At 64.2% G+C, this 18,506-nt stretch carries 20 protein-coding genes; 12 read left to right on the forward strand and 8 right to left on the reverse strand.

Annotated elements, in window-relative coordinates:
• Positions 1-92: 92 nt before the first annotated feature.
• A complete protein-coding gene (locus HU729_RS20655; protein WP_186669584.1) occupies positions 93-1,133 on the reverse strand; it encodes a patatin-like phospholipase family protein in 1,041 nt (346 codons plus the stop codon).
• A gap of 157 nt (positions 1,134-1,290) precedes the next feature.
• Here HU729_RS20655 and HU729_RS20660 point away from each other — a divergent pair, with 157 nt between their 5' ends.
• From HU729_RS20660 to HU729_RS20670, 3 genes are all read left to right on the forward strand, one after another.
• The gene (locus HU729_RS20660) at positions 1,291-1,569 is read left to right on the forward strand and encodes a hypothetical protein (protein WP_054892384.1); all 279 of its coding nucleotides are present in this window, start codon (positions 1,291-1,293) and stop codon (positions 1,567-1,569) included.
• A 14-nt stretch (positions 1,570-1,583) separates the two neighbouring features.
• A complete protein-coding gene (locus tag HU729_RS20665; RefSeq protein WP_186711403.1) occupies positions 1,584-2,351 on the forward strand; it encodes a CHAD domain-containing protein in 768 nt (255 codons plus the stop codon).
• A 94-nt stretch (positions 2,352-2,445) separates the two neighbouring features.
• Entirely contained in the window at positions 2,446-3,243 is a 798-nt protein-coding gene (locus HU729_RS20670) for a thioesterase family protein (RefSeq protein ID WP_186711404.1), read from the forward strand.
• A 14-nt stretch (positions 3,244-3,257) separates the two neighbouring features.
• Here HU729_RS20670 and HU729_RS20675 read toward each other — a convergent pair whose 3' ends face one another.
• The 3 genes from HU729_RS20675 to HU729_RS20685 form a co-directional block, all read right to left on the reverse strand.
• A complete protein-coding gene (locus tag HU729_RS20675; RefSeq protein WP_186711405.1) occupies positions 3,258-3,626 on the reverse strand; it encodes an Mpo1-like protein in 369 nt (122 codons plus the stop codon).
• Positions 3,627-3,701: 75 nt separating this feature from the next.
• The gene (locus tag HU729_RS20680) at positions 3,702-5,180 is read right to left on the reverse strand and encodes a methyl-accepting chemotaxis protein (protein WP_186711406.1); all 1,479 of its coding nucleotides are present in this window, start codon (positions 5,178-5,180) and stop codon (positions 3,702-3,704) included.
• Positions 5,181-5,267: 87 nt separating this feature from the next.
• Positions 5,268-6,065 (reverse strand): TatD family hydrolase, encoded by a 798-nt coding sequence (locus tag HU729_RS20685; RefSeq protein ID WP_186711407.1) that lies wholly within the window; start codon positions 6,063-6,065, stop codon positions 5,268-5,270.
• Between the two features lie 155 nt (positions 6,066-6,220).
• Here HU729_RS20685 and HU729_RS20690 point away from each other — a divergent pair, with 155 nt between their 5' ends.
• The 4 genes from HU729_RS20690 to greB all read left to right on the forward strand — a co-directional run bounded on the left by HU729_RS20690 (position 6,221) and on the right by greB (position 9,260).
• Positions 6,221-7,630 (forward strand): transglycosylase SLT domain-containing protein, encoded by a 1,410-nt coding sequence (locus HU729_RS20690; protein WP_186711408.1) that lies wholly within the window; start codon positions 6,221-6,223, stop codon positions 7,628-7,630.
• Between the two features lie 105 nt (positions 7,631-7,735).
• On the forward strand, positions 7,736-8,170 hold the full coding sequence (locus HU729_RS20695) for a DoxX family protein (RefSeq protein ID WP_186669576.1): 435 nt from the start codon (positions 7,736-7,738) through the stop codon (positions 8,168-8,170).
• A gap of 213 nt (positions 8,171-8,383) precedes the next feature.
• Positions 8,384-8,692, forward strand: a complete 309-nt coding sequence (locus tag HU729_RS20700) for a hypothetical protein (RefSeq protein ID WP_186669575.1) — start codon at positions 8,384-8,386, stop codon at positions 8,690-8,692.
• 91 nt (positions 8,693-8,783) lie between these two features.
• Complete coding sequence (gene greB / locus HU729_RS20705) at positions 8,784-9,260, forward strand: transcription elongation factor GreB (protein ID WP_186669574.1); 477 nt, start codon at positions 8,784-8,786, stop codon at positions 9,258-9,260.
• On the opposite strand, the gene HU729_RS20710 is transcribed toward greB, so the two are convergent.
• Positions 9,232-10,692 (reverse strand): PLP-dependent aminotransferase family protein, encoded by a 1,461-nt coding sequence (locus HU729_RS20710; RefSeq protein ID WP_186711409.1) that lies wholly within the window; start codon positions 10,690-10,692, stop codon positions 9,232-9,234. The genes greB and HU729_RS20710 overlap by 29 nt on opposite strands.
• A gap of 196 nt (positions 10,693-10,888) precedes the next feature.
• On the opposite strand from HU729_RS20710, the gene HU729_RS20715 reads away from it, so the two are divergent.
• Positions 10,889-12,094, forward strand: coding sequence for an MFS transporter (locus HU729_RS20715; protein WP_186711410.1), 1,206 nt, complete (start codon positions 10,889-10,891; stop codon positions 12,092-12,094).
• Here HU729_RS20715 and HU729_RS20720 read toward each other — a convergent pair.
• Both HU729_RS20720 and HU729_RS20725 read right to left on the reverse strand, forming a co-directional pair.
• Positions 12,057-14,564 carry an FtsX-like permease family protein gene (locus tag HU729_RS20720; RefSeq protein WP_186711411.1) on the reverse strand — a complete coding sequence of 836 codons (2,508 nt, stop codon included), beginning with the start codon at positions 14,562-14,564 and terminating at the stop codon, positions 12,057-12,059. The two genes, HU729_RS20715 and HU729_RS20720, sit on opposite strands and share 38 nt — an antisense overlap.
• Positions 14,564-15,247, reverse strand: coding sequence for an ABC transporter ATP-binding protein (locus tag HU729_RS20725; RefSeq protein ID WP_063544135.1), 684 nt, complete (start codon positions 15,245-15,247; stop codon positions 14,564-14,566). Before HU729_RS20725 ends, HU729_RS20720 begins: the two co-directional genes overlap by 1 nt.
• A gap of 10 nt (positions 15,248-15,257) precedes the next feature.
• Here HU729_RS20725 and HU729_RS20730 point away from each other — a divergent pair, with 10 nt between their 5' ends.
• The 3 genes from HU729_RS20730 (at position 15,258) to HU729_RS20740 (ending at position 17,291) form a co-directional block, all read left to right on the forward strand.
• Positions 15,258-15,863, forward strand: a complete 606-nt coding sequence (locus tag HU729_RS20730; RefSeq protein WP_186669567.1) for an arylesterase — start codon at positions 15,258-15,260, stop codon at positions 15,861-15,863.
• Between the two features lie 58 nt (positions 15,864-15,921).
• The gene (locus tag HU729_RS20735; protein ID WP_186711412.1) at positions 15,922-16,203 is read left to right on the forward strand and encodes a hypothetical protein; all 282 of its coding nucleotides are present in this window, start codon (positions 15,922-15,924) and stop codon (positions 16,201-16,203) included.
• A gap of 110 nt (positions 16,204-16,313) precedes the next feature.
• Positions 16,314-17,291, forward strand: a complete 978-nt coding sequence (locus HU729_RS20740) for a L,D-transpeptidase family protein (protein WP_186669565.1) — start codon at positions 16,314-16,316, stop codon at positions 17,289-17,291.
• A 149-nt stretch (positions 17,292-17,440) separates the two neighbouring features.
• Here the strand turns inward: HU729_RS20740 and oprI are convergent, their stop codons facing one another.
• Positions 17,441-17,692, reverse strand: a complete 252-nt coding sequence (oprI, locus tag HU729_RS20745; RefSeq protein ID WP_003259780.1) for an outer membrane lipoprotei OprI — start codon at positions 17,690-17,692, stop codon at positions 17,441-17,443.
• 502 nt (positions 17,693-18,194) lie between these two features.
• Between oprI and HU729_RS20750 the strand changes: the two genes are divergently transcribed.
• Complete coding sequence (locus HU729_RS20750; RefSeq protein WP_186669564.1) at positions 18,195-18,476, forward strand: GNAT family N-acetyltransferase; 282 nt, start codon at positions 18,195-18,197, stop codon at positions 18,474-18,476.
• Positions 18,477-18,506 lie beyond the last annotated feature (30 nt).

Below are 18,506 nucleotides of genomic sequence, written 5' to 3' on the forward strand. Positions count from 1 at the left end.
AAACAGGCCGCTTATGCGGCCTGTTTCGTTTTCGGCATCTTCAGGTATTTTCGCGGACAGTCCCGCGAAAAAGTCACCGCCGATACGCCTGCCTAGCGCTGCTCCCCCTCATGACTGTCCAAGGTATCCCGCGCAATCTCACGCCCCAGTGCGATCAGCTCCGGCGCCTTGTAGAACTCGAAGAACCGGCACACCCGCTTCGGCACATTGATCAGTACATCCGGTGGATACCCTGCGATCTTGTACTGTGCCAGCGAAGTCTGCATCACCTCGAAGCTTTGGTTGATCAGGTCGAGTAGCGAGGCAGGCCCGACGTTATCGATGATGAACGAACCGGTCGCCGACTTCGGGGCGCCTTCGCGCTCCGGTGCCGCTGCCGGTTGCTGGCTTTCCGGGTCGGCGGATTCACTCAGCCACGGGTTTGTCTGGCTCATGCGTTCAGCGACGATTTCCTGTTCGATACGCATCAGCTGCTCGGCCGGCTTGCGGCGAAACGGCATGCGTGCCCCCAGCGAACTGATCACCGATTCGAAACGCATCCTGAACGCCGCCGGGCGTTCGATCACCGGCAACTGGTACTGTTTCTGATTGGTGGCGTTGAGGTTGACCGCGATGATCAGGTCGCAGTGGCTGGACACCACTGGGACGATCGGCAGTGGATTGAGAATGCCGCCATCGACCAGCATGCGGTTGCCCTGCATGACGGGCGTGAACAGGCTGGGGATCGCCGCCGAGGCGCGCATGGCCTGGTGCAGGCAGCCTTCCTGGAACCAGATCTCCTGCTGGTTGGTCAGGTCGGTGGCAACGGCGGTATAGGGGATTCGCAATTGTTCGATGTTGATCTCGCCGACGATCTTGCGAATTTGCCCAAATACCTTGTCGCCGCGGATGGCGCCCAGGCGAAAGCTCACATCCACCAGGCGCAGCACGTCGAGATAATCCAGGCTTTCGATCCAGCGGCGATACTCGTCGAGCTTGCCGGCGGCATAGATGCCACCAATCACAGCACCCATCGAGCAGCCAGCGATGCAGGCGATTTCGTAGCCGCGACGCTCGATCTCCTCGATCACGCCGATGTGCGCATATCCCCGGGCACCGCCCGAACCGAGCACCAGTGCGACACGCTTGCTCATACTTTTCCCCCCAAGGCATTTCGCGCGTGTTCCCACAATGCACCCATTGCTGCCCGTGCTTCAATGTCGTTGCGCGCTGGGCTACGCTGAGCATGGCACTTTTCACGTTGCCGGCCGTCGAACAGCGACTGTTTTGTCCTTCCTGAGGTAATACTTGATGAAAGCCTGGATCTGCCTTCCCCTGATTGCCCTGGCCCTTGCTGGCTGTGCGGGCAAGACGGCCTATCGCGACAGTTGCGCGACCCAGTTGGATGCCGCCTGGAAGGAGCTCGACCTCGCCAAGGCCGAAGGGTTTGCGGGTACCGTGAGTTACTCCAAGGCGTTGTCGCTGCTGACCGGCGCCAAGACCCAGCAGCAGTTCGAGGCGTTCGAGGGGTGCAGCAGCAAAGCCGAGCGAGCGCGGTTCTATATCCGTGAGTCCCGTGCAGGCCGTTGACGGAGGAGGCTGACATGCCCGCCATGCTCGACCATGTAGTCGTTCAGATCCTGGCCCTGCAGGTGCGTCTGTTGGCCTGCCGGGAACGCCTGGCCGCCGATACCGACAGCGAAGCCTTGCACGACCTGCGCACTACCGTCAGGCGCTTGCGCAGCCTGCTGCGACCCTTGCGCGAGCTGCCGGGTGTCGAGCAGTTGGAGGATGCCGCGAAATCGCTGGGCACGCTCACCACGCCCTTGCGCGACCGCGAGGTGCTGGCCGCGCAGTTGATCTCTGCGGGGTATGCGCAGGCCGGGCAGCGGCGCCTGCAGGGCAGGGCGGCGACGTTCGTCAGTGTGGCTGCCAGCCCGCAGTTGACCCGGCTGCTGGCGATACTGGATTCGTTCCCGCTGTTCCTGCGTGCTTCGCAACGCGAAGGCCTTGCGAATGACTTGGGCACGCGCATCGACAAACGTCTGCGCAAGCAATGGCGCACGCTGGAAGCGGCCATCGACGATCCGGCCCACGACCGGCATCGCTTGCGTCTGTTGATCAAGCGGGTGCGCTACGGCGATGAAGCCTACCCGCAGTTGCGCCACGCGGCGAAGAAGCTTCAGAAGCTGCTCAAGCAGGCGCAAGGGGACCTGGGCGATTGGCATGATCGTGTTCAATGGTTGCTGCAGTTGCGCGAGCATCCCGACCTGGCGCCGTGCAAGGCGGCCTGGGAAACCGAGTTGCAGGAGGTCGAGCGCACCTGCGATGCCACCTTGGAGTCGTTGCGCAAGGCTCTGTCGCGTCGATAACCCCAGTAAATGACCGATATGCGGGCTGCCCTGCGCCAGCCCGCTGGTTACCATGCGCCTTGACCCCCGTTGTCGATAGAGGCCAAGGACTTCCATGAATTTCGATGAACTGCTAAAGGCTGTGCGCCGCAATCCTGCGGCGGTCAGTATCCCTGCAGACTGGGCCCAGGGCCGCGCTTCGTTTGGCGGGTTGATGGCGGCGCTGGTCTATGAGGCGATGTGCCAGAAGATCAGCGACGGACGTCCGGTGCGTTCGTTGGCCATCAGTTTCGTCGGCCCGGCGGCACCGAATGTGCCGATTCGTTTCGAAGCCGAGGTGCTGCGTGAGGGCAAGGCAGTGAGCACGCTGCTGGGGCGCGCGATTCAGGATGGGCAGGTGGTGACGCTGGTGCAGGGCAACTTCGGTGCTGGGCGCTCGTCGGTGGTTGAGGTGCCGGCTGAGCCAGCGCCACCGTTCAAGGCTCTGGAGGACTCGGCGCCGGAGCTGCCCTACATCAAGGGAGTCATGCCTGAGTTCATGCGCAAGGTAGCACTGCGCTGGGCGATTGGGGGGCTACCGTTCTCCGGCAACGCATCGCGCCAGATGGGTGGCTGGGTGCGCCTGCGCGACCTGCCGAAGGCGCCGCTCGAAGTGTCGCACCTGCTGGCGCTGGTCGATGCCTGGCCGCCGAGCCTGATGCCTTATCTAAAGCAGCCTGCCGCAGGCAGCACCCTGACCTGGACCATCGAGTTCGTCCAGCCATTGCCTGAGCTGACCACACAGGACTGGTACCAGTACTGTGTAGAGACCGAGCACGCCCGTGATGGTTATGGGCATGCCGCAGCCCGCTTGTGGTCGGCGGACGGCCGCTTGTTGGCCTTGAGCCGGCAGACGGTGACGGTGTTCGCCTGAGCCCTGTCGCGTGTTCAGGGCCGATGCTTGTGGCGCTCGCGCCAGGCACGCCACCAGCCACCGCTCAGGACGAAACGTGGGAAGGTGATGAACTGTTCGGTTAGCAGACGTTTCAAGGCGTCCTGCCGATCGGTGAACGGCTCGGGTTGCTCGGCCTCCAGGCGATGGCCCTGGCGCTGCATGCCAAGCCCTGCGATCAGGGCGATCACGCCTACGGCAAGCTGGGTGATGTCGAGCGAGAACAGGCCTGAAAGCACCAGCAAGGCACCAAGGATGAACAGCGGTACGGCAATCAGGTGCAGCACCAGGTTGGTCGGGTGCCGGTGATTATGGTGGTAGCCGCGCCATTGCCAGGCGGGCAGATTCGGCAGACGTTTGCTCATGGACGATTCCCCTTGGTCATGTCCAAAGCTTAGTGCGGCCCCCCGCAGGGGGCCAATCGAGGCTGTTTATCGGGACTATAGCTTGAGCTGGCCAATGGCTTTGTTCAGCTCGCCGGCGAGGGTCGCCAGCGCGTTGCTGGTAGTGGCCGATCCGACGGTCTGCTGTACGGTTTCTTCGGTGACGTCGCGGATGCTCACCACTGCCCGATTCATCTCCTCGGCGACCTGGCTCTGCTGCTCGGCGGCCACGGCGATCTGTGTATTGCTCTCGCGCATCTGCGCCACCGCGCGGGTGATCTCGGCCAGTGCGTCCCCGGCCTCGCGGGCCTGTTTGACGCAATCGTCGGCTTTATAGGAGCTCTCCTGCATGTACTCCACGGCATCACGGGTGCCTGCCTGAAGTGCGGACACCATGGTGGTGATTTCGTTGGTGGAGTTCTGCACGCGCTTGGCCAGGTTGCGTACTTCGTCGGCCACCACCGCGAAGCCGCGGCCCAGGTCGCCGGCGCGTGCCGCCTCGATGGCGGCATTGAGGGCCAGCAGGTTGGTCTGTTCGGCGATGCTGTGGATCACGCTGACCACGCTGTTGATCTTCTGGCTGTCGTCCGCCAGTTGGCGAATCATTTCGGCCGTCTGCTGCACGCCGCTGGACAGCCCGGCGATCGAGTCCTGTACCCGGCTGACCACCTCCTGGCCGCTGCCGGCGAGGCTGTCGGCGCTTTGCGACAGGTCGCGGGTAGCGCCGGCATGCTGGGCGATATGGTGCACGGTGGCGGACATTTCGTTGATCGCCGTCGCCGCCTGGTCGGTTTCGCTCTGCTGGCCGATCATGCCGTGGCGCACATCATCCATGCTCGCCGCCAGGCGCGCCGCGCCCGAGTCCAGTTGGGCAGCAGTGTCGGCCACGGTGCTGACCACGCGGTGGTAGGTCGTCTGCATGGCGTTGAAGGCCCCGGCCATCTGGCCCACTTCGTCGCCGCAGGCCAGCGGCACGCGAGCCGACAGGTCGCCGGTTCTTTCCACGTGCAGCATCACATCCTTGAGGGTGTTGAGCTGGCTGAGCAGGAAACGGATCAGCAACTGCGAAGCGCAAAGCATCGCCAGCATGAGAATCAGCACGCACACCGCGTAGTTGCTGAAGCGGTCGATGAATACCTGACGCAGGCTTGGCGATGCTGCCAGCACGGCAATGTGCTGACTGCCCTGGCGCAGCACCTGGGCACCGCGCAACGGATTGTCGCCAAGCAGCCACGCGGCGGGCAACGCGACCCAGCCTTGGCCGTCACGCAGGGCCTCGAGGGGCTCGCCGGCAAAGCTCGGGGTCTGGCCATCCTGCCAACGGATCATTTGTGGCAGTTGGGGAAGGGGTTGTGCAACTGGCCAGGCGGCCAGCAGTTCGGCCTGGGCGACGGCTTGCGCCTGGGCCGACTCGGCGCGAGCCTGCTGCTCCAGGTACACCGCGTAGAGCACCAGCAGCAAGGTGGTTACGAAGGCCACTGCATTGACGGCCCAGAACTTGTACTTTAGGGAAATATTGCTAAGCCAGGCACCCATGGTAGGTCTTCTCTGAGTTGAGCGGAAACATCATTGGCAAGGTGCCATCATTGTGTCCGCTCGCGCGCGAAGCCTTCATGACATGCGTCAAGGGAGCTTGAAGAAATCCTTGGCTGTCGCCGTGGTGTGCCGGGCACAGTGTTCGAGGCTTTCGCCCCGATGCAAGGCGACTTCACGCAGTACTTCAGGCAGGAACGCCGGTTCGTTGCGTCCGCTCTTCGGTTTTGGCCGCAGGCTGCGCGGCAGCAGGTAGGGCGCATCGCTTTCGAGCATCAGCCGGCCTTCGGGAATATTGCCTACCAGCGGATGCAGGTGCGTCCCACGTCGCTCGTCGCAGATCCAGCCGGTGATACCGATGTGCAGGTCCAGGTCGAGGTAGGCGAACAGCGCCTGGCGCTCGCCGGTGAAGCAGTGCACCACGGCCGCTGGCAACTGGTCGCGGTAGTGCTTGAGGATTGCCAATAGCCGCTCGCTGGCATCGCGCTCATGCAGGAAGACCGGCAACTGCAGTTCGACAGCCAGGGCCAGTTGCGCCTCCAGGGCTTGTTCCTGCTGTGGGCGCGGGGAGAAGTCTCGGTTGAAGTCCAGCCCGCATTCACCTACGGCGAGCACCCGCGGCTGGGCCAGCAGATCGCGCAGTGTGCGTTCGCTGGCACTTTCCCAATGGCTGGCATCGTGAGGGTGGACACCGGCTGTGCTGAACAGGTGTTTGCCGGCCTCATCCAGGCGCTGGCACAGCGCCAGGGCCTCTTCGCTGACGGCTAGGCTGGTGCCGGTCACCACCATCTGCGCCACGTCGGCGGCCAGGGCGCGTTCGACGATCGCCGCCTGCTGGTCGTGAAAGCTGCTGTTGGTCAGGTTGACGCCGATATCGATCAGTTGCATGGTGCTACCTCGTGCCGCGGGGCGGCCAGCATAGCAAAATCTGCAAGTTCGCAAAAAATCCAAGAACTTCAAACGTTTGCCATGGTCTCTTGCCGTCATTTGTCATGCGCAGCGCTCGGCGCATGGTTTCCGCCAACCGCTCCTGGACCCTTTTCATGCTGCGAACCCTGCTGACGACCTTGCTGTTGCTCGGGCTGATCGCCGCTGAGCTTGCCATCGCCCGCGAAGCCGGCCCATTGCAGCATGTGCCGACCAGCCAGAGTCGTGACCTTGCGCAGATTCGTGCGAGCAAGGTGTTGCGGGTGCTGGTCAACCAGAGTCGCAACAGCTCAGGTGAGGTCAAGGGCGAACCGGTAGGTATCGAATACTATCGCCTGCGCGCGCTGGAGCATTTTCTCAATGCGCGGGTCGCGGATGGTCAGGAAATCACGCTGCAGATCATCCCGCGCGCCAAGGAACAACTGATAGGTGCCCTGCAGCGCGGTGAAGGCGACCTTGCCGCGCCCGGCGAATTGCTTGATGCGGGGCTGGTGCAGGGTGTCGGTGTCAGTGCACCGGTGCTTGACCAGGTGCCGTTGCTGCTGGTCGGGCGCAAGGGCGAACGGGCCTTCAGCCGGGTCGAGCAACTGTCCGGGCGCACCATCGCGCTGACTACCGCCAGCGCTGCCGGCGCGGTGATCGAGCAGATCAACCAGCAGCTGGCCCTGCGCAAGCGCCCGCTGGTGAAGATCGAGTGGGTCGACCCCACCCTGGCCGTCGAGGATGTACTGGAGATGGTCCAGGCCGGCATCTATCACCTGACCGTGGTGGAGCGCCCCATCGCCCAACGCTGGGCGCGGGTGATGCCCAAGCTGCGCCTGGACACCCAGTTGCGCCTGAGCCAGCCTCAGGCCATGCGCTGGTATGTGCGCAGGGATGCCGAGCAGTTGCTGGCCAGCGTGGACCGCTTCCTCGCCGTTTACCGTGCGCCGGACAACCAGGATGCAGCCTTCGAGCGCATCTATCGACGCCAGTACCGCGTGCACAATCCGTTGGCTCGCCAGGATCGCCAGCGCCTGGAGTCGCTGCGCGCGGTGTTGCAGAAGCACGGCGCCGACCAGCAGATCGACTGGCTCAATCTGGCGGCCTTGGCGTTCAAGGAGTCGACGTTCGATCCCAAGGCTCGCGGCACAGGGGGCGCCCATGGGCTGATGCAGATCACCCCGGCCGCCGCGCAACGGGTGGGCGTGAGCAATACCGCCACGGTCGATGGCAATGTGCAGGCCAGCGCGCGCTACCTCGCGTTGATCCGGCGCAAGTTCTTTTCCAGCCCGCAGCTCAATGAGCGTGAGCGCATGGCCTTCATTCTCGCTGCCTACAACCTCGGTCCGGAGCGTGTCCAGGCCATGCGCGCCGAGGCCCGTCGCCGCGGCCTCAACGGCAACCAGTGGTTTTTCCAGACCGAGCGCATCGCCATGGAGCAGGTGGGGATGGGGCCGGTGAACTTCGTCAACAGCGTCAACAAGTACTTCCTGGCATTCAACCGTGAGCGCAGCGCCTTGGAGCGGGTTGCGAAACGCCGATAAATCGACTTTTTCGATTTGTTTGTTGGGTTTTTTGCGGTTTTCTTATTCGCTGGTTTGATTAAGATGGCAGCCATTCCAACCTGACATTTCAAGGAAGCTCACCCGATGAATCCCTCCCTCAACGCCCTGTTCGTCACCCGCGCCGGTTTCGGCCTCAGCATCATCCGCATCCTGGTCGGCATCATCTTCATGGCGCATGGCTCACAGAAGCTGTTCGGCCTGTTCGGTGGCCATGGCCTGGAAGGCACCGGTCAATGGATGGAAAGCATTGGCCTGGCCCCTGGCTATCTGATGGCCCTGCTCTCGGGCAGCGCGGAGTTCTTCGGCGGCCTGGCACTGCTGCTCGGCCTGCTGGCCCGCCCGGCGGCGCTGGCGCTGAGCGTGACGCTGGTGGTGGCGATCTTCTCGGTGCACATCGGCAATGGTCTGTTCATGTCCAACAACGGCTACGAGTTCGCCCTGGCACTGTTGGGCGGCACGCTGGCGGTGCTGGTCGAAGGGGCGGGGCGCCTGTCTCTGGATCGTCTGATCGCCCGCTGACATCTTGTTGCAACCACCCTGCGGCAAGCTGCAAGTGAATGCCCTCTTGCAGCTTGCCGTCCGACGCTCTACGATACCGCTTGCGCCGATTTAAACAGCTACTTGCGGGGCGCAGGAGAGGCCCCCGGGCGATCCGAAATACCGCTAAAGCGCTGGTTCGGTGACGCCTCCCACCGCTGCCCAGCGGGATTTGCGAGGCGAAGAGATACCACCATGAGTTGCCCACGTACCAGTGTCTGCCTGACCCCACTGCCTGTTGACCAGGCCTCCCGCACTCCGCGCATCCTGCTCGGTGGCCAGCATCAACCCACGCTCCTGCGTAACCTCGACGGCTTCTCGCGCCGCAAGGGCCAGGCCCGCGCCTTCCTCATCCAGTTCGCCGAAGCGGCTTGCAACCTTGCCCATTACGCCAACGATCGCTTTGACCTGGCCGTAATCCAGGCCCCGATCGGCGAGGATGCCGGCGAGATCATCGGCCAGTTGACCCGCATCGCGCGCCAGGGCCTGATCACCCGTCGCTGAGCGGGGTGTGGCGGCTTCTGTTTTTGGTTAAGCTCGGTAACCCGGCAGGCCCAAGGCGCCTGCTGTGGCTGTGCCGAGGAGAGCAAGCGGTTTGAGTACCAACATCATCACCACCGAAGGTCATGACGCCCTCAAGAAGGAGCTGGACCACCTGTGGCGCGTCTACCGCCCCGAGATCACCCAGAAGGTGACCTGGGCCGCGTCGCTGGGGGATCGCAGCGAGAACGCCGATTACCAGTACAACAAGAAATTGCTGCGCGAGATCGATCGGCGGGTCCGCTACCTGCGCAAGCGCCTCGAGGATGTGAAAGTCGTCGCCTATTCCCCGGAGCAGGAAGGCAAGGTGTTCTTCGGTGCCTGGGTCGAGATCGAGAACGACGACGGCGAAACCCTGACGTTTCGCATCGTCGGTTACGACGAAATCTACGGTCGCAACGACTACATCTCCATCGACTCACCCATGGCCCGCGCGTTGCTGAAGAAAGAAGAGGGCGACGAAGTGCTGGTGCATACGCCCACGGGCGAAGCGACCTGGTACATCAATCGCATCCACTACGGCGCCCAGTGAGCGCATCCCGGTACAGCCGCCCCAGCGAGTCCCCCGCCAGCGCAATCTGCGCCTCGGTCAACGAGGCGTAGCCCACCAGTACGCCTGGAGGCCAGGCATGTTCACGGGTGAACAGTCCGAGCGGCTGAAGCATCAGGCCCTGCTCGCGGGCCTGTTGGCAGAATTGCTGTTCGTTGCAGTTTTCGGGCAACCAGAGGATGAAATGCAGCCCTGACTGCTCGCCGGCAATTCGCACGTCAGTGTGCCGGCGCAGCCTGTCGATGAGCAGGTCGCGGCGTTGCTGGTAGGTCTGCCGGGCAATGCGCAGGTGGCGCGCGTACTGGCCGTTGCCGAGCATCTGCTCCAGCGCTCGCTGGCCGAGGGCGCCAGGCGCTTGCCCGGAGATCGTCAGCGTGTCCAGCATTTCGGCGTGCAGGCGGCGGGGCACCACGGCGAAGCCCAGGCGCAGGTTGCTGAACAAGGTCTTGTTGAAACTGCCGCAGAACAGCACTCGGTCATGGTGGTCGATCGCCTTGATCGCCGGCAGCGGTGCACTCGCATAGTTGTACTCGCTGTCGTAATCGTCCTCGATGACTATCGCGTCCTGTGCCTGCGCCCAGTCGAGCAATGCCTGGCGGCGGTCGACGCTCATGCAGATGCCCAATGGCGCTTGATGGGCGGGCGTCACGTGCACCGCCCCGAGCGTTTCATGGTCGGCAAGGGTATCGACGCGCAGGCCCTGTTCGTCGAGTGGCGTGCTGAACAGCCTGTGCCCCGAGCGTTCGAAAATCCGCCTGGCCCAGGCATAGCCTGGGTCCTCGAGAGCGAGCGCCCGGTGCCTGGGCAGCACGCGGCTGAACAGGTCGAGGGTGTGGCGAATACCGTGGGTGACCAGGATGTCATCCGCTTCGCAGTCGATACCTCGATAGAGTCTCAGATGGGCTGCAATGGCCTGGCGCAGGCGTGGGTCACCCTGCGCAGGCAAGCGTTCAAGCAGGCCGGGGGCCTCCAGGCGTGCCGGGAAAAGATTCTGCTCCAGCAAGTTCGGGTCGGGCAGGCGCGCGACGAAGGGGACGCGCGCTTGGACCTGCGCTTGCAACAACTGTGGATCGGGCATCGGCCGCGCTGGTGGCGCGTGGCCGGTCGGGTTGCCGGATGCGATCAGGGCATCGGGCAGTTGCAGGGTGACCTGCGAGCCCGCGCCCTGGCGACGCTCGATGAAGCCTTCCAGCTTGAGTTGCTCGAACACCGCCTCCAGCGTGCCGCGCGCTACGCCCCAGCGCTGTGCCAACGTGCGTGTTGAGGGCAGCAGGGTGCCGGGTGGCAGATGGCCGCTGACCACCAGTTCCTGGAGAAAGCCATGCAGCAGCCGGTGCTTGCCGGTGGCGCTGCCGGCAGACAGTTCGAACGGCAGGGCGAGGTCGAGGGCAATGGCTTGCTTGCCTCTGGCCATAGTGGTCCATACCCGGGAAGGCCTAATGGGCCTTCATCTTATGCAGCGCCGCCCCTAACCTCAATCGCCTGACGCAGAGCCTTTGCGTCGTGCCCTTCAGGCGTCCCGAACCTTCATTCAAGGAACATCGAACCATGTGTAGAGCGGTGGGGCTGCGTTCGCCCGTCCGATTGTCTTTTGCGTTGCGGGTGCGGCCATGAACCGGCCCGGATTGTCAGTGGCCTTGCTGAGTGCGGTGGTGGTACCGCAGGTCGGTCTCGGCATCATGGTGCCAGCCTCGGTACAACTGGCCGAGCAGCTGCAGTCTGGCCTTGGTCAGGTACAGAGCACCTTGGTGATGTATATGGTCGGCTATGCGCTGTCGATGATGCTGGCTGGGCTTTTGAGCGATCGCTACGGGCCGCGCGCAGTGCAGTTGGGCGGGCTGTTGCTGGCTGCGCTCGGCACAGGGCTTGCGGCCAGTGCGACGTCTTTCGTTCCGTTCATGATTGGCCGTCTGCTGCAGGCCCTGGGCGGCTGCGTCGGCACGGTAACGACACGCATGGTGGTGCGCGAGGTGTTCGCCGAGCACGAGCGCATGGGCATTCTCACTACGCTGGCTTCGGCCATCGCTATCACGCCGTGCCTTGCGCCGCTGCTGGGCGGGGCGCTGCTGCCGCAAGTTGGGTGGCGCGGGATACTGGGGCTAGTGGGGGTGTTCAACCTGCTGGTGCTGCTCGTGTTCTGGCGCCTTGTGCCTCGCCTGCCGGGCACGGGGCAGGGTGTTGCGGTGGGCACGATCCTGCGCGTGTACAGGCGCAATCTGGGCACGGGAGCGTTCGTCTTTCACGCGAGTTGTATCAGCCTGGTCTGGATGAGCTACTTTGCGTTCCTGTCCTCGTCATCCTACGCCTTCCAGAGATTGCTGGGGTTCAGTGCGTTCGAGTACGGCGCCCTCATTGCGATCTGTGCACTGGGTTATGTCACCGGCAGTTTCCTGGCCCGGCGCCTGAGTCGCAGGCATGACCTGACGCAGATCCTGGCTGTGGGGGCCGGCATCGGCACTGTCGGCTGGGGCGGCCTGTGGCTGGCAGTCCATTGGATCGGGCCGACGGCGGGCGCCTTCGTCGTGCCGATGATGGCGATCCTGCTGAGTACTGGCATGGTGATCCCGGCCACCCAGGCTGGGTTGCTGCGCTGTGTGCAGCAGGACATCGGGCTGTCCACCGGACAGTTCTTTTTCCTGCAGATGGCCAGCGGTGCGGCCTATGGGCTGGTTGCCAGCCACTGGCCGGATCTGGACGTGAGGCAACTGGCCTTGCTGGTGGGGACGCCAATGGTGCTGCTCACCGTGCTGGTGGGCACGGCGAGCTGGCGCCATCGGCTCAAGTCTCGCGCAGTACGCTCAGTGGTGTCGCATTGAGTGCGCGGCGGGTGCCGAACACACCGGCACCGCCTACCAGGATCGCGCCCAACAGTGGCAGCACCAACAGCCAGGGGTGGGGCGTCCAGTGCAGGTCGAAGGCGTAGCGATACAGGGCCCAGGTGATCAGTTCGCAGCCCAGGGCAGCGAGCAGGCCGCTGGCGGCGCCAAGCAGGCCGAACTCGATGCGCCGGGCCTTGACCAGTAGTGCACGACCGGCGCCCAGGGCGCGCAGTAGCGCGCCTTGGCGGATACGTTCGTCCAGGGTGGCCTGCAGGCCGGCGAACAACACCGCAAGGCCTGCCGCGAGCACGAACAGCAGTACGTACTCCACCGCCAACGTGACCTGGGCGAGGATGCTGCGCAGTTGCCCCAGCAGCGCATCGACCTGGAGGATGGTCACCGCCGGAAACGCCCGCGACAGGGCGACCACGTCGGTATCGTGCCCCGGTGCGAGGTAGAAGCTGGTCAGGTAGGTGGCGGGCAGGCCTTGCAAGGTGCCGGGCTGGAAGATCATGTAGAAGTTCGGCTGGAAGCTGTCCCAGTGCACCGTACGCAGGCTGCTGACCCGTGCCTGGCGGTGCTCGCCGCCAATGTCGAAGGTCAGCAGATCGCCCAGCTTGAGCTTGAGGCTTGCGGCCAGCTCCGCCTCGACCGATACCGCGGGTGGTCCGTCGGCCGGCGGTGGTGTCTGCCACCAGTCGCCTTCGCTCAAGGCATTACCCTGGGGCAGTTCGGCAGCCCAGGTCAGGCTCAGGTCACGCTGCACGGCACGGTCGCCGGTGGACTCCTTGCTCACCAACTGTTGTACCGGCTGATCGTTGATATGGGTGAGACGGCCGGGGATCACCGGGTACAGCGGCGCCGAGGTGGCATTGACCTCGCGCAGGCGCTGGGCAAAGGGTTCGCGCTCGTCTGGCAGGATGTTCAGGGCGAAGTGGTTGGGGGCATCCTTGGGTAGCTGCGCCTGCCAGTTGTCCAGCAACTCGGCGCGCAATAGCGCGACCAGGGCCATGGCCAGCAGGATCAGGCCGAAGGCCAGCGCCTGGCCGGCGGCTGCCAGCGGATGGCGCAGCAACTGGCCCAGCCCCAGGCGCCAGGGCAGCGGCGAACCGATCAGCAACCGGCGCAGGCTGCGCAAGCCGAGCAGTAGCAGGCCGCCGAGCAGCAGCGCGGCGATCATGCCGCCGCCGAGCAGGGCGAAGGTCAGCAGCAGGTCTAGGCTCAGGCGCCACATGATCAGGCCCAGGGCGAACAATGCGGCGCCATAGACCAGCCAACTGCTGGGCGGAACTGGCAGCAGGTCGCGGCGCAGCACACGCAGGGGCGGCACTCGGCCCAGTGCGGCGAGCGGTGGCAGGGCGAAGCCGGCCAGCGCCACCAGGCCGGTGCCGATGCCGGCCAGTGCCGGGGCGATGCCGCCCGGTGGCACGGTGCTGGGCAGCAGCCCCTGCAGGAGGGCGAACAGCCCCAGTTGCGCGAGCCAGCCAAGCAGGGCGCCGGCCAGTGCCGCCACCAGCCCCAGCATTGCCAGTTGCAGCGAGTACAGGCCCAACGCCTGGTGTCGTGACAGCCCCAGGCAGCGCAGCAGGGCGCTGGCGTCCAGGCGGCGGGCGGCGTAGCGGCTGGCCGAAAGCGCCACGGCCACGCCGGCCAGCAGTACCGCCACCAGGCTGGCCATGTTCAGGTAGCGTTCGGCGCGACCCAGCGCGCCGCCGATCTGGCGGTTGCCATCACGGGTGTCGAGCAGCCGCTGGTTGGCAGCAAGATCCTTCTCCACCGCCTGGCGATACTGCACGAGGATGTCCGGCTCGCCGCGCCACAGGTCGCGATAGGTGACCCGGCTTCCTGGCTGGATCACGCCGGTGGCGTCCAGGTCGGCGATGTTCATCAGCACTCGCGGGGTGAGGCTGTAGAAGTTGCCGGCGCGATCCGGTTCGTAGGTCAGCACCCGGGTCATGCGCAGGGTCTTCATGCCCACGTCGATGCTGTCGCCCAGTGACAGCCCCAGTGCCGCCAGCAGGCGTGCCTCGACCCAGGCTTCCCCGGGCGCCGGCCCGCCGCCGGGCGTTTCGCTGCCATAGGGCGTGGCGGCGCTGCGCAGTTGGCCGCGCAGCGGGTAGGACGGGTCGATGGCCTTGATGCTCGACAACTGGATGCCAGCATCGGCGGCTACCACGCTGGTGAACTCCACCACGCGAGCGTGGGTCAGGCCGCGCGAAGTGCCGGCGTCGATCTGCGCCGCCTGGGCAGCGGAGGAACCCTGCAGTACCAGGTCGGCAGCGAGGAATTCGCTGGCCCGCAATTGCATGGCACCGTTGAGGCGGGCGCCGAAGTAACCGATGGCGGTGCTGGCGGCGACGGCCACCAGGAGTGCGAAGAACAGTACCCGTACTTCACTGGCGCGAGCGTCACGCAGCAGTTGGCGCAGGGCCAGGGCGCACAGGCGCATGAACGGCAGGCGGGTCATCATGGCTCCAGGGGCGCCACCAGGCGTCCGGCGTCCAGGCGGATCAGGCGACGGCAGCGCTTGGCCAGCCGTTCGTCATGGGTCACCAGCACCAAGGTAGTGCCGCGTTCCTTGTTGAGCTCGAACAGCAGGTCGCTGATGCGCTCGCCGGTATGGCTGTCGAGATTGCCGGTGGGTTCGTCGGCGAACAGCACTGCCGGGTGCGCCGCGAAGGCGCGGGCGATCGCCACCCGTTGCTGCTCGCCGCCGGACAGTTGGCGTGGGGTGTGGCTCAGGCGCTGGCCCAGGCCGACCCGTTCGAGCAGGGTGCGGGCCTGTTCGCGGGCGTCGCGGCGACCGTCCAGCTCCAGGGGCAACATGACGTTTTCCAGGGCATTGAGGCTGTCGAGCAACTGGAACGACTGGAACACGAAACCGACGTGTTCGGCACGCACCCGTGCCCGCTGGTCTTCGTCGAGGGGGCCGAGGTCGTGACCGGCGAGCACGACACTGCCATCGCTAGGGCGGTCAAGGCCTGCGAGCAGGCCGAGCAGGGTCGACTTGCCGGAGCCGGATGCACCGACGATGGCCAGGCTGTCGCCTTGGTCAAGGTCGAGGGAAAGCGGGTGAAGGATGGTGAGGTCGCCTTCCGCGCTGGGGACCACTTTGCTAAGGTTCTGCGCAACGAGAATGCTGGGGCCCATGGAGAATCCGATGCGAATGTGGTGGTTGAGTGCCGGTCTGGCCCTGTGTTGCCTGGCCCAGGGCGCGGCGGCGGGAACGGTGCTGGTTGTCGGCGATAGTATCAGCGCCGGTTTTGGCCTGGATACCCGCCAGGGATGGGTCACGCTCCTGGAAAAGCGCCTGAAGGACGAGGGTTTTACCGACCGCGTGGTCAATGCCTCGATCAGTGGCGACACCAGCGCAGGTGGCCAGGCGCGGCTGCCGGCGCTGCTTGCAGCGCACAAGCCTGATCTGGTGGTGCTGGAGCTGGGCGGGAACGATGGGCTGCGTGGGCAACCGCCACAACAATTGCAACAAAATCTTGCCTCGATGATCGATCGCTCCCGTGAGGCCGGCGCCAAGGTGGTGTTGCTCGGGATGCGGCTGCCGCCGAATTATGGCGCGCGCTATACCACCGCGTTCGCCCAGGTCTATGAGCAGTTGGCGAACGAAAAGAAGGTGGCCTTGGTGCCGTTCTTTCTGGAGGGCATAGGTGGGGTAGCGGAGATGATGCAGGCCGACGGCATCCATCCGGCCCAAGGCGCCCAGCAGCGCCTGCTGGAGAATGCCTGGCCGACGATAAAACCCTTGCTCTGACGCTTTTATCGGGGGCCGCTTTCGGCTAATGTTGCGCCCCCCGTTTCGAGTGCCCCCAATGCCACGCCCCGCCTGGTCCCTGTATGCCTATCAACTGATCGAGCCCGACGAGCAGCTCGACCTGTTCGCCTGCCAGGAAGTCCGTGTCCATCTCGCCGCTCGCCAGCTCGAACTGGGTGCTCCGGTCGACCGCACCTTGTGTGGCGGCTTGCTGCCGGCGCAGCCGCGCTGGTCGTCGGTCGAGCGCGTGGTCTATCGCGACGAACGCCTGTGCCCGCTGTGCCGGGCCATCCTCGATGCCCAGCGCCGGGGTACACGCCCGGTGTGGCCGGAGCTCTGAGCTCACCTTTCATCATTTGTAACCCTTGCAACGCCTGCCGATGCCTCCCGCTTGAATCCGGGCGGGTGTACAATCGAATGTCTTGAACCCTCTTTCGAAGGATTTACCGGATGTTGCCGCGCTTTCCCGCCGTCACCCGTTGCCTGTCCCTGGCCGCCTTGCTGCTGACCGGTCCTGCCGTCGCGCTGGAGCTGCCATTGCCACCGCCCGGCGAAGACGTCGTCGGCCAGGTCCGGACGATCAAGGCCAAGTACGAAGACACCTTCGCCGACATCGGTACGGCCAACGACCTGGGCTACCTGGAGATGATCGCCGCGAACCCGGGCGTCGATCCCTGGTTGCCGGGGGCTGGCACCGAGATCATCCTGCCGACCCGTTACGTCCTGCCACCCGGGCCGCGCGAGGGGATCGTCATCAACCTGGCCGAGTACCGCCTGTACTACTACCCGAAAGGCGAGAACGTGGTGCACACCTTCCCGCTGGGGATCGGCCGTGAAGGCTGGGGCTCACCGATCGCGATCACCAAGATCACCGCCAAGACACCGAACCCGACCTGGACGCCGCCGGCCTCGATTCGCGCTGAACACGCCGCTGACGGCGATATCCTGCCTGCTGTCGTGCCGGCCGGCCCGGACAACCCGCTGGGTCCGTTCAAGTTCACCCTGGGCCTGCCGGGCTACCTGATCCACGGTTCGAACAAGAAGTTCGGCATCGGCATGCGCACCAGCCACGGCTGCTTCCGCATGCTCAACAACAACGTGGTGGCGCTCTCCAAGATGGTACCGGTGGGCACCCCGGTGCGGATCATCAACGAGCCTTACAAGTTCGGCGTGAGTGGTGGCAAGGTCTATCTCGAGGCACACACGCCGTTGGACGACCATGGCAACCCGTCGGTGGTCGACAAGCACACGGCCGTCATCAATGCACTGCTCAAGCGTGAAGACTTGACCAACAACCTGCGTATGAACTGGGACATGGTTCGTGACGTGGTGGCCGCCGAGGATGGCATGCCGGTCGAGATCGCCGTGCCGGTCAATGGGCAAGGCGCTGCGCCGATGGTGTCGAGCATCCCGCCAGAGCTGCAGTAAGCCCTTGCCTGCTTGAACCGAAAGGCCTGCCATCGTGCAGGCCTTTTCGTTTTTTGGGAGGCGGGAGGCGAGGTGAGAGAGGTCTTTTTTCGGGCAATAAAAAAGCCGGCCCACAAGTGGGCCGGCTCCATAACAATCCGTGAGGATTATTACTTGCGGCTGGCTTTGTCCAGCATACGCAGAGCGCGCTCGTTGGCTTCGTCAGCGGTCTGCTGAGCCTTCTGAGCGGCTGCCAGAGCGTCGTCAGCCTTACGGTAGGCTTCGTCGGCACGGGCTTGAGCGCGAGCTGCTGCGTCTTCAGTCGCAGTCAGACGAGCTTCGGTTTCTTTGGATACGCTGCTGCAACCGGTAGCCAGAACTGCGGCCAGAGCCAGAGCAGAGAATTTCAGAACGTTGTTCATCGTGTTCCCCTTCAAGGACTTTCTATTAAATAGCCATCTCTCGGAAAAGAGAAACTGGCCGGCGTACATAGTACCCATTACTTGTAGTAAGTAAACTGACAGAGCGCAAGAACTGCAAAAAAAATGTTGCCACGGGCCGCGTGTGACGGGGTTTGTAAAGAAAGTGTGAAGACCCCGCAAATCGGACGCAAGCGGTTGTACCAAGGAAACTTTTTGTTGAACTAAGGGTGACTTTCACGGTCCTCAAACGTCTTACCCCGTAGAACATCCGGCAGGCTGTTTGGTGTCGACCGGCACCGGCGGCCCAACCCGCTTGCATGGAATTTTTAGCCATGTGCACCTTGAGCAATCCCGCGTTGCACGCCTACTATTTGGGTGTCCCGGGCGTCGAACGATTGCTGATGGACCACGGTCCAAGGGGCATGAGTGGCGTTGAGGTTCCTCCGCCGGATAAACCATCGGTCAAGGCAAAGGTCTGCCAAAAGACCTGCGAGGAGTAGTGATGAGTGACGCGCTGACCATCCACCATGACCAGGCCGGTCATCAGTTCGAGACCAACGTGGACGGTCATCGTGCCTACCTGACGTACATGGATCTGGGCAAGCAGACGCTGGACATCTATCGCACCTTCGTCCCCAACGCCCTGCGTGGTCGTGGCATCGCCGCCGCCTTGACTGAAAAGGCCCTGGAGTACGCCGAACAAATGGGCTACACCGTGATTCCATCATGCTCTTACGTCGAGCGTTACATGGAGCGCCAGCAGCGCCACTCGACCAAGGCCTGAATCGACACCGCACCAACGAAAAAAACCCCG

The organism is Pseudomonas sp. RW10S2, from assembly GCF_014268985.1.
In the GTDB taxonomy this organism is placed as follows: domain Bacteria; phylum Pseudomonadota; class Gammaproteobacteria; order Pseudomonadales; family Pseudomonadaceae; genus Aquipseudomonas; species Aquipseudomonas wayambapalatensis.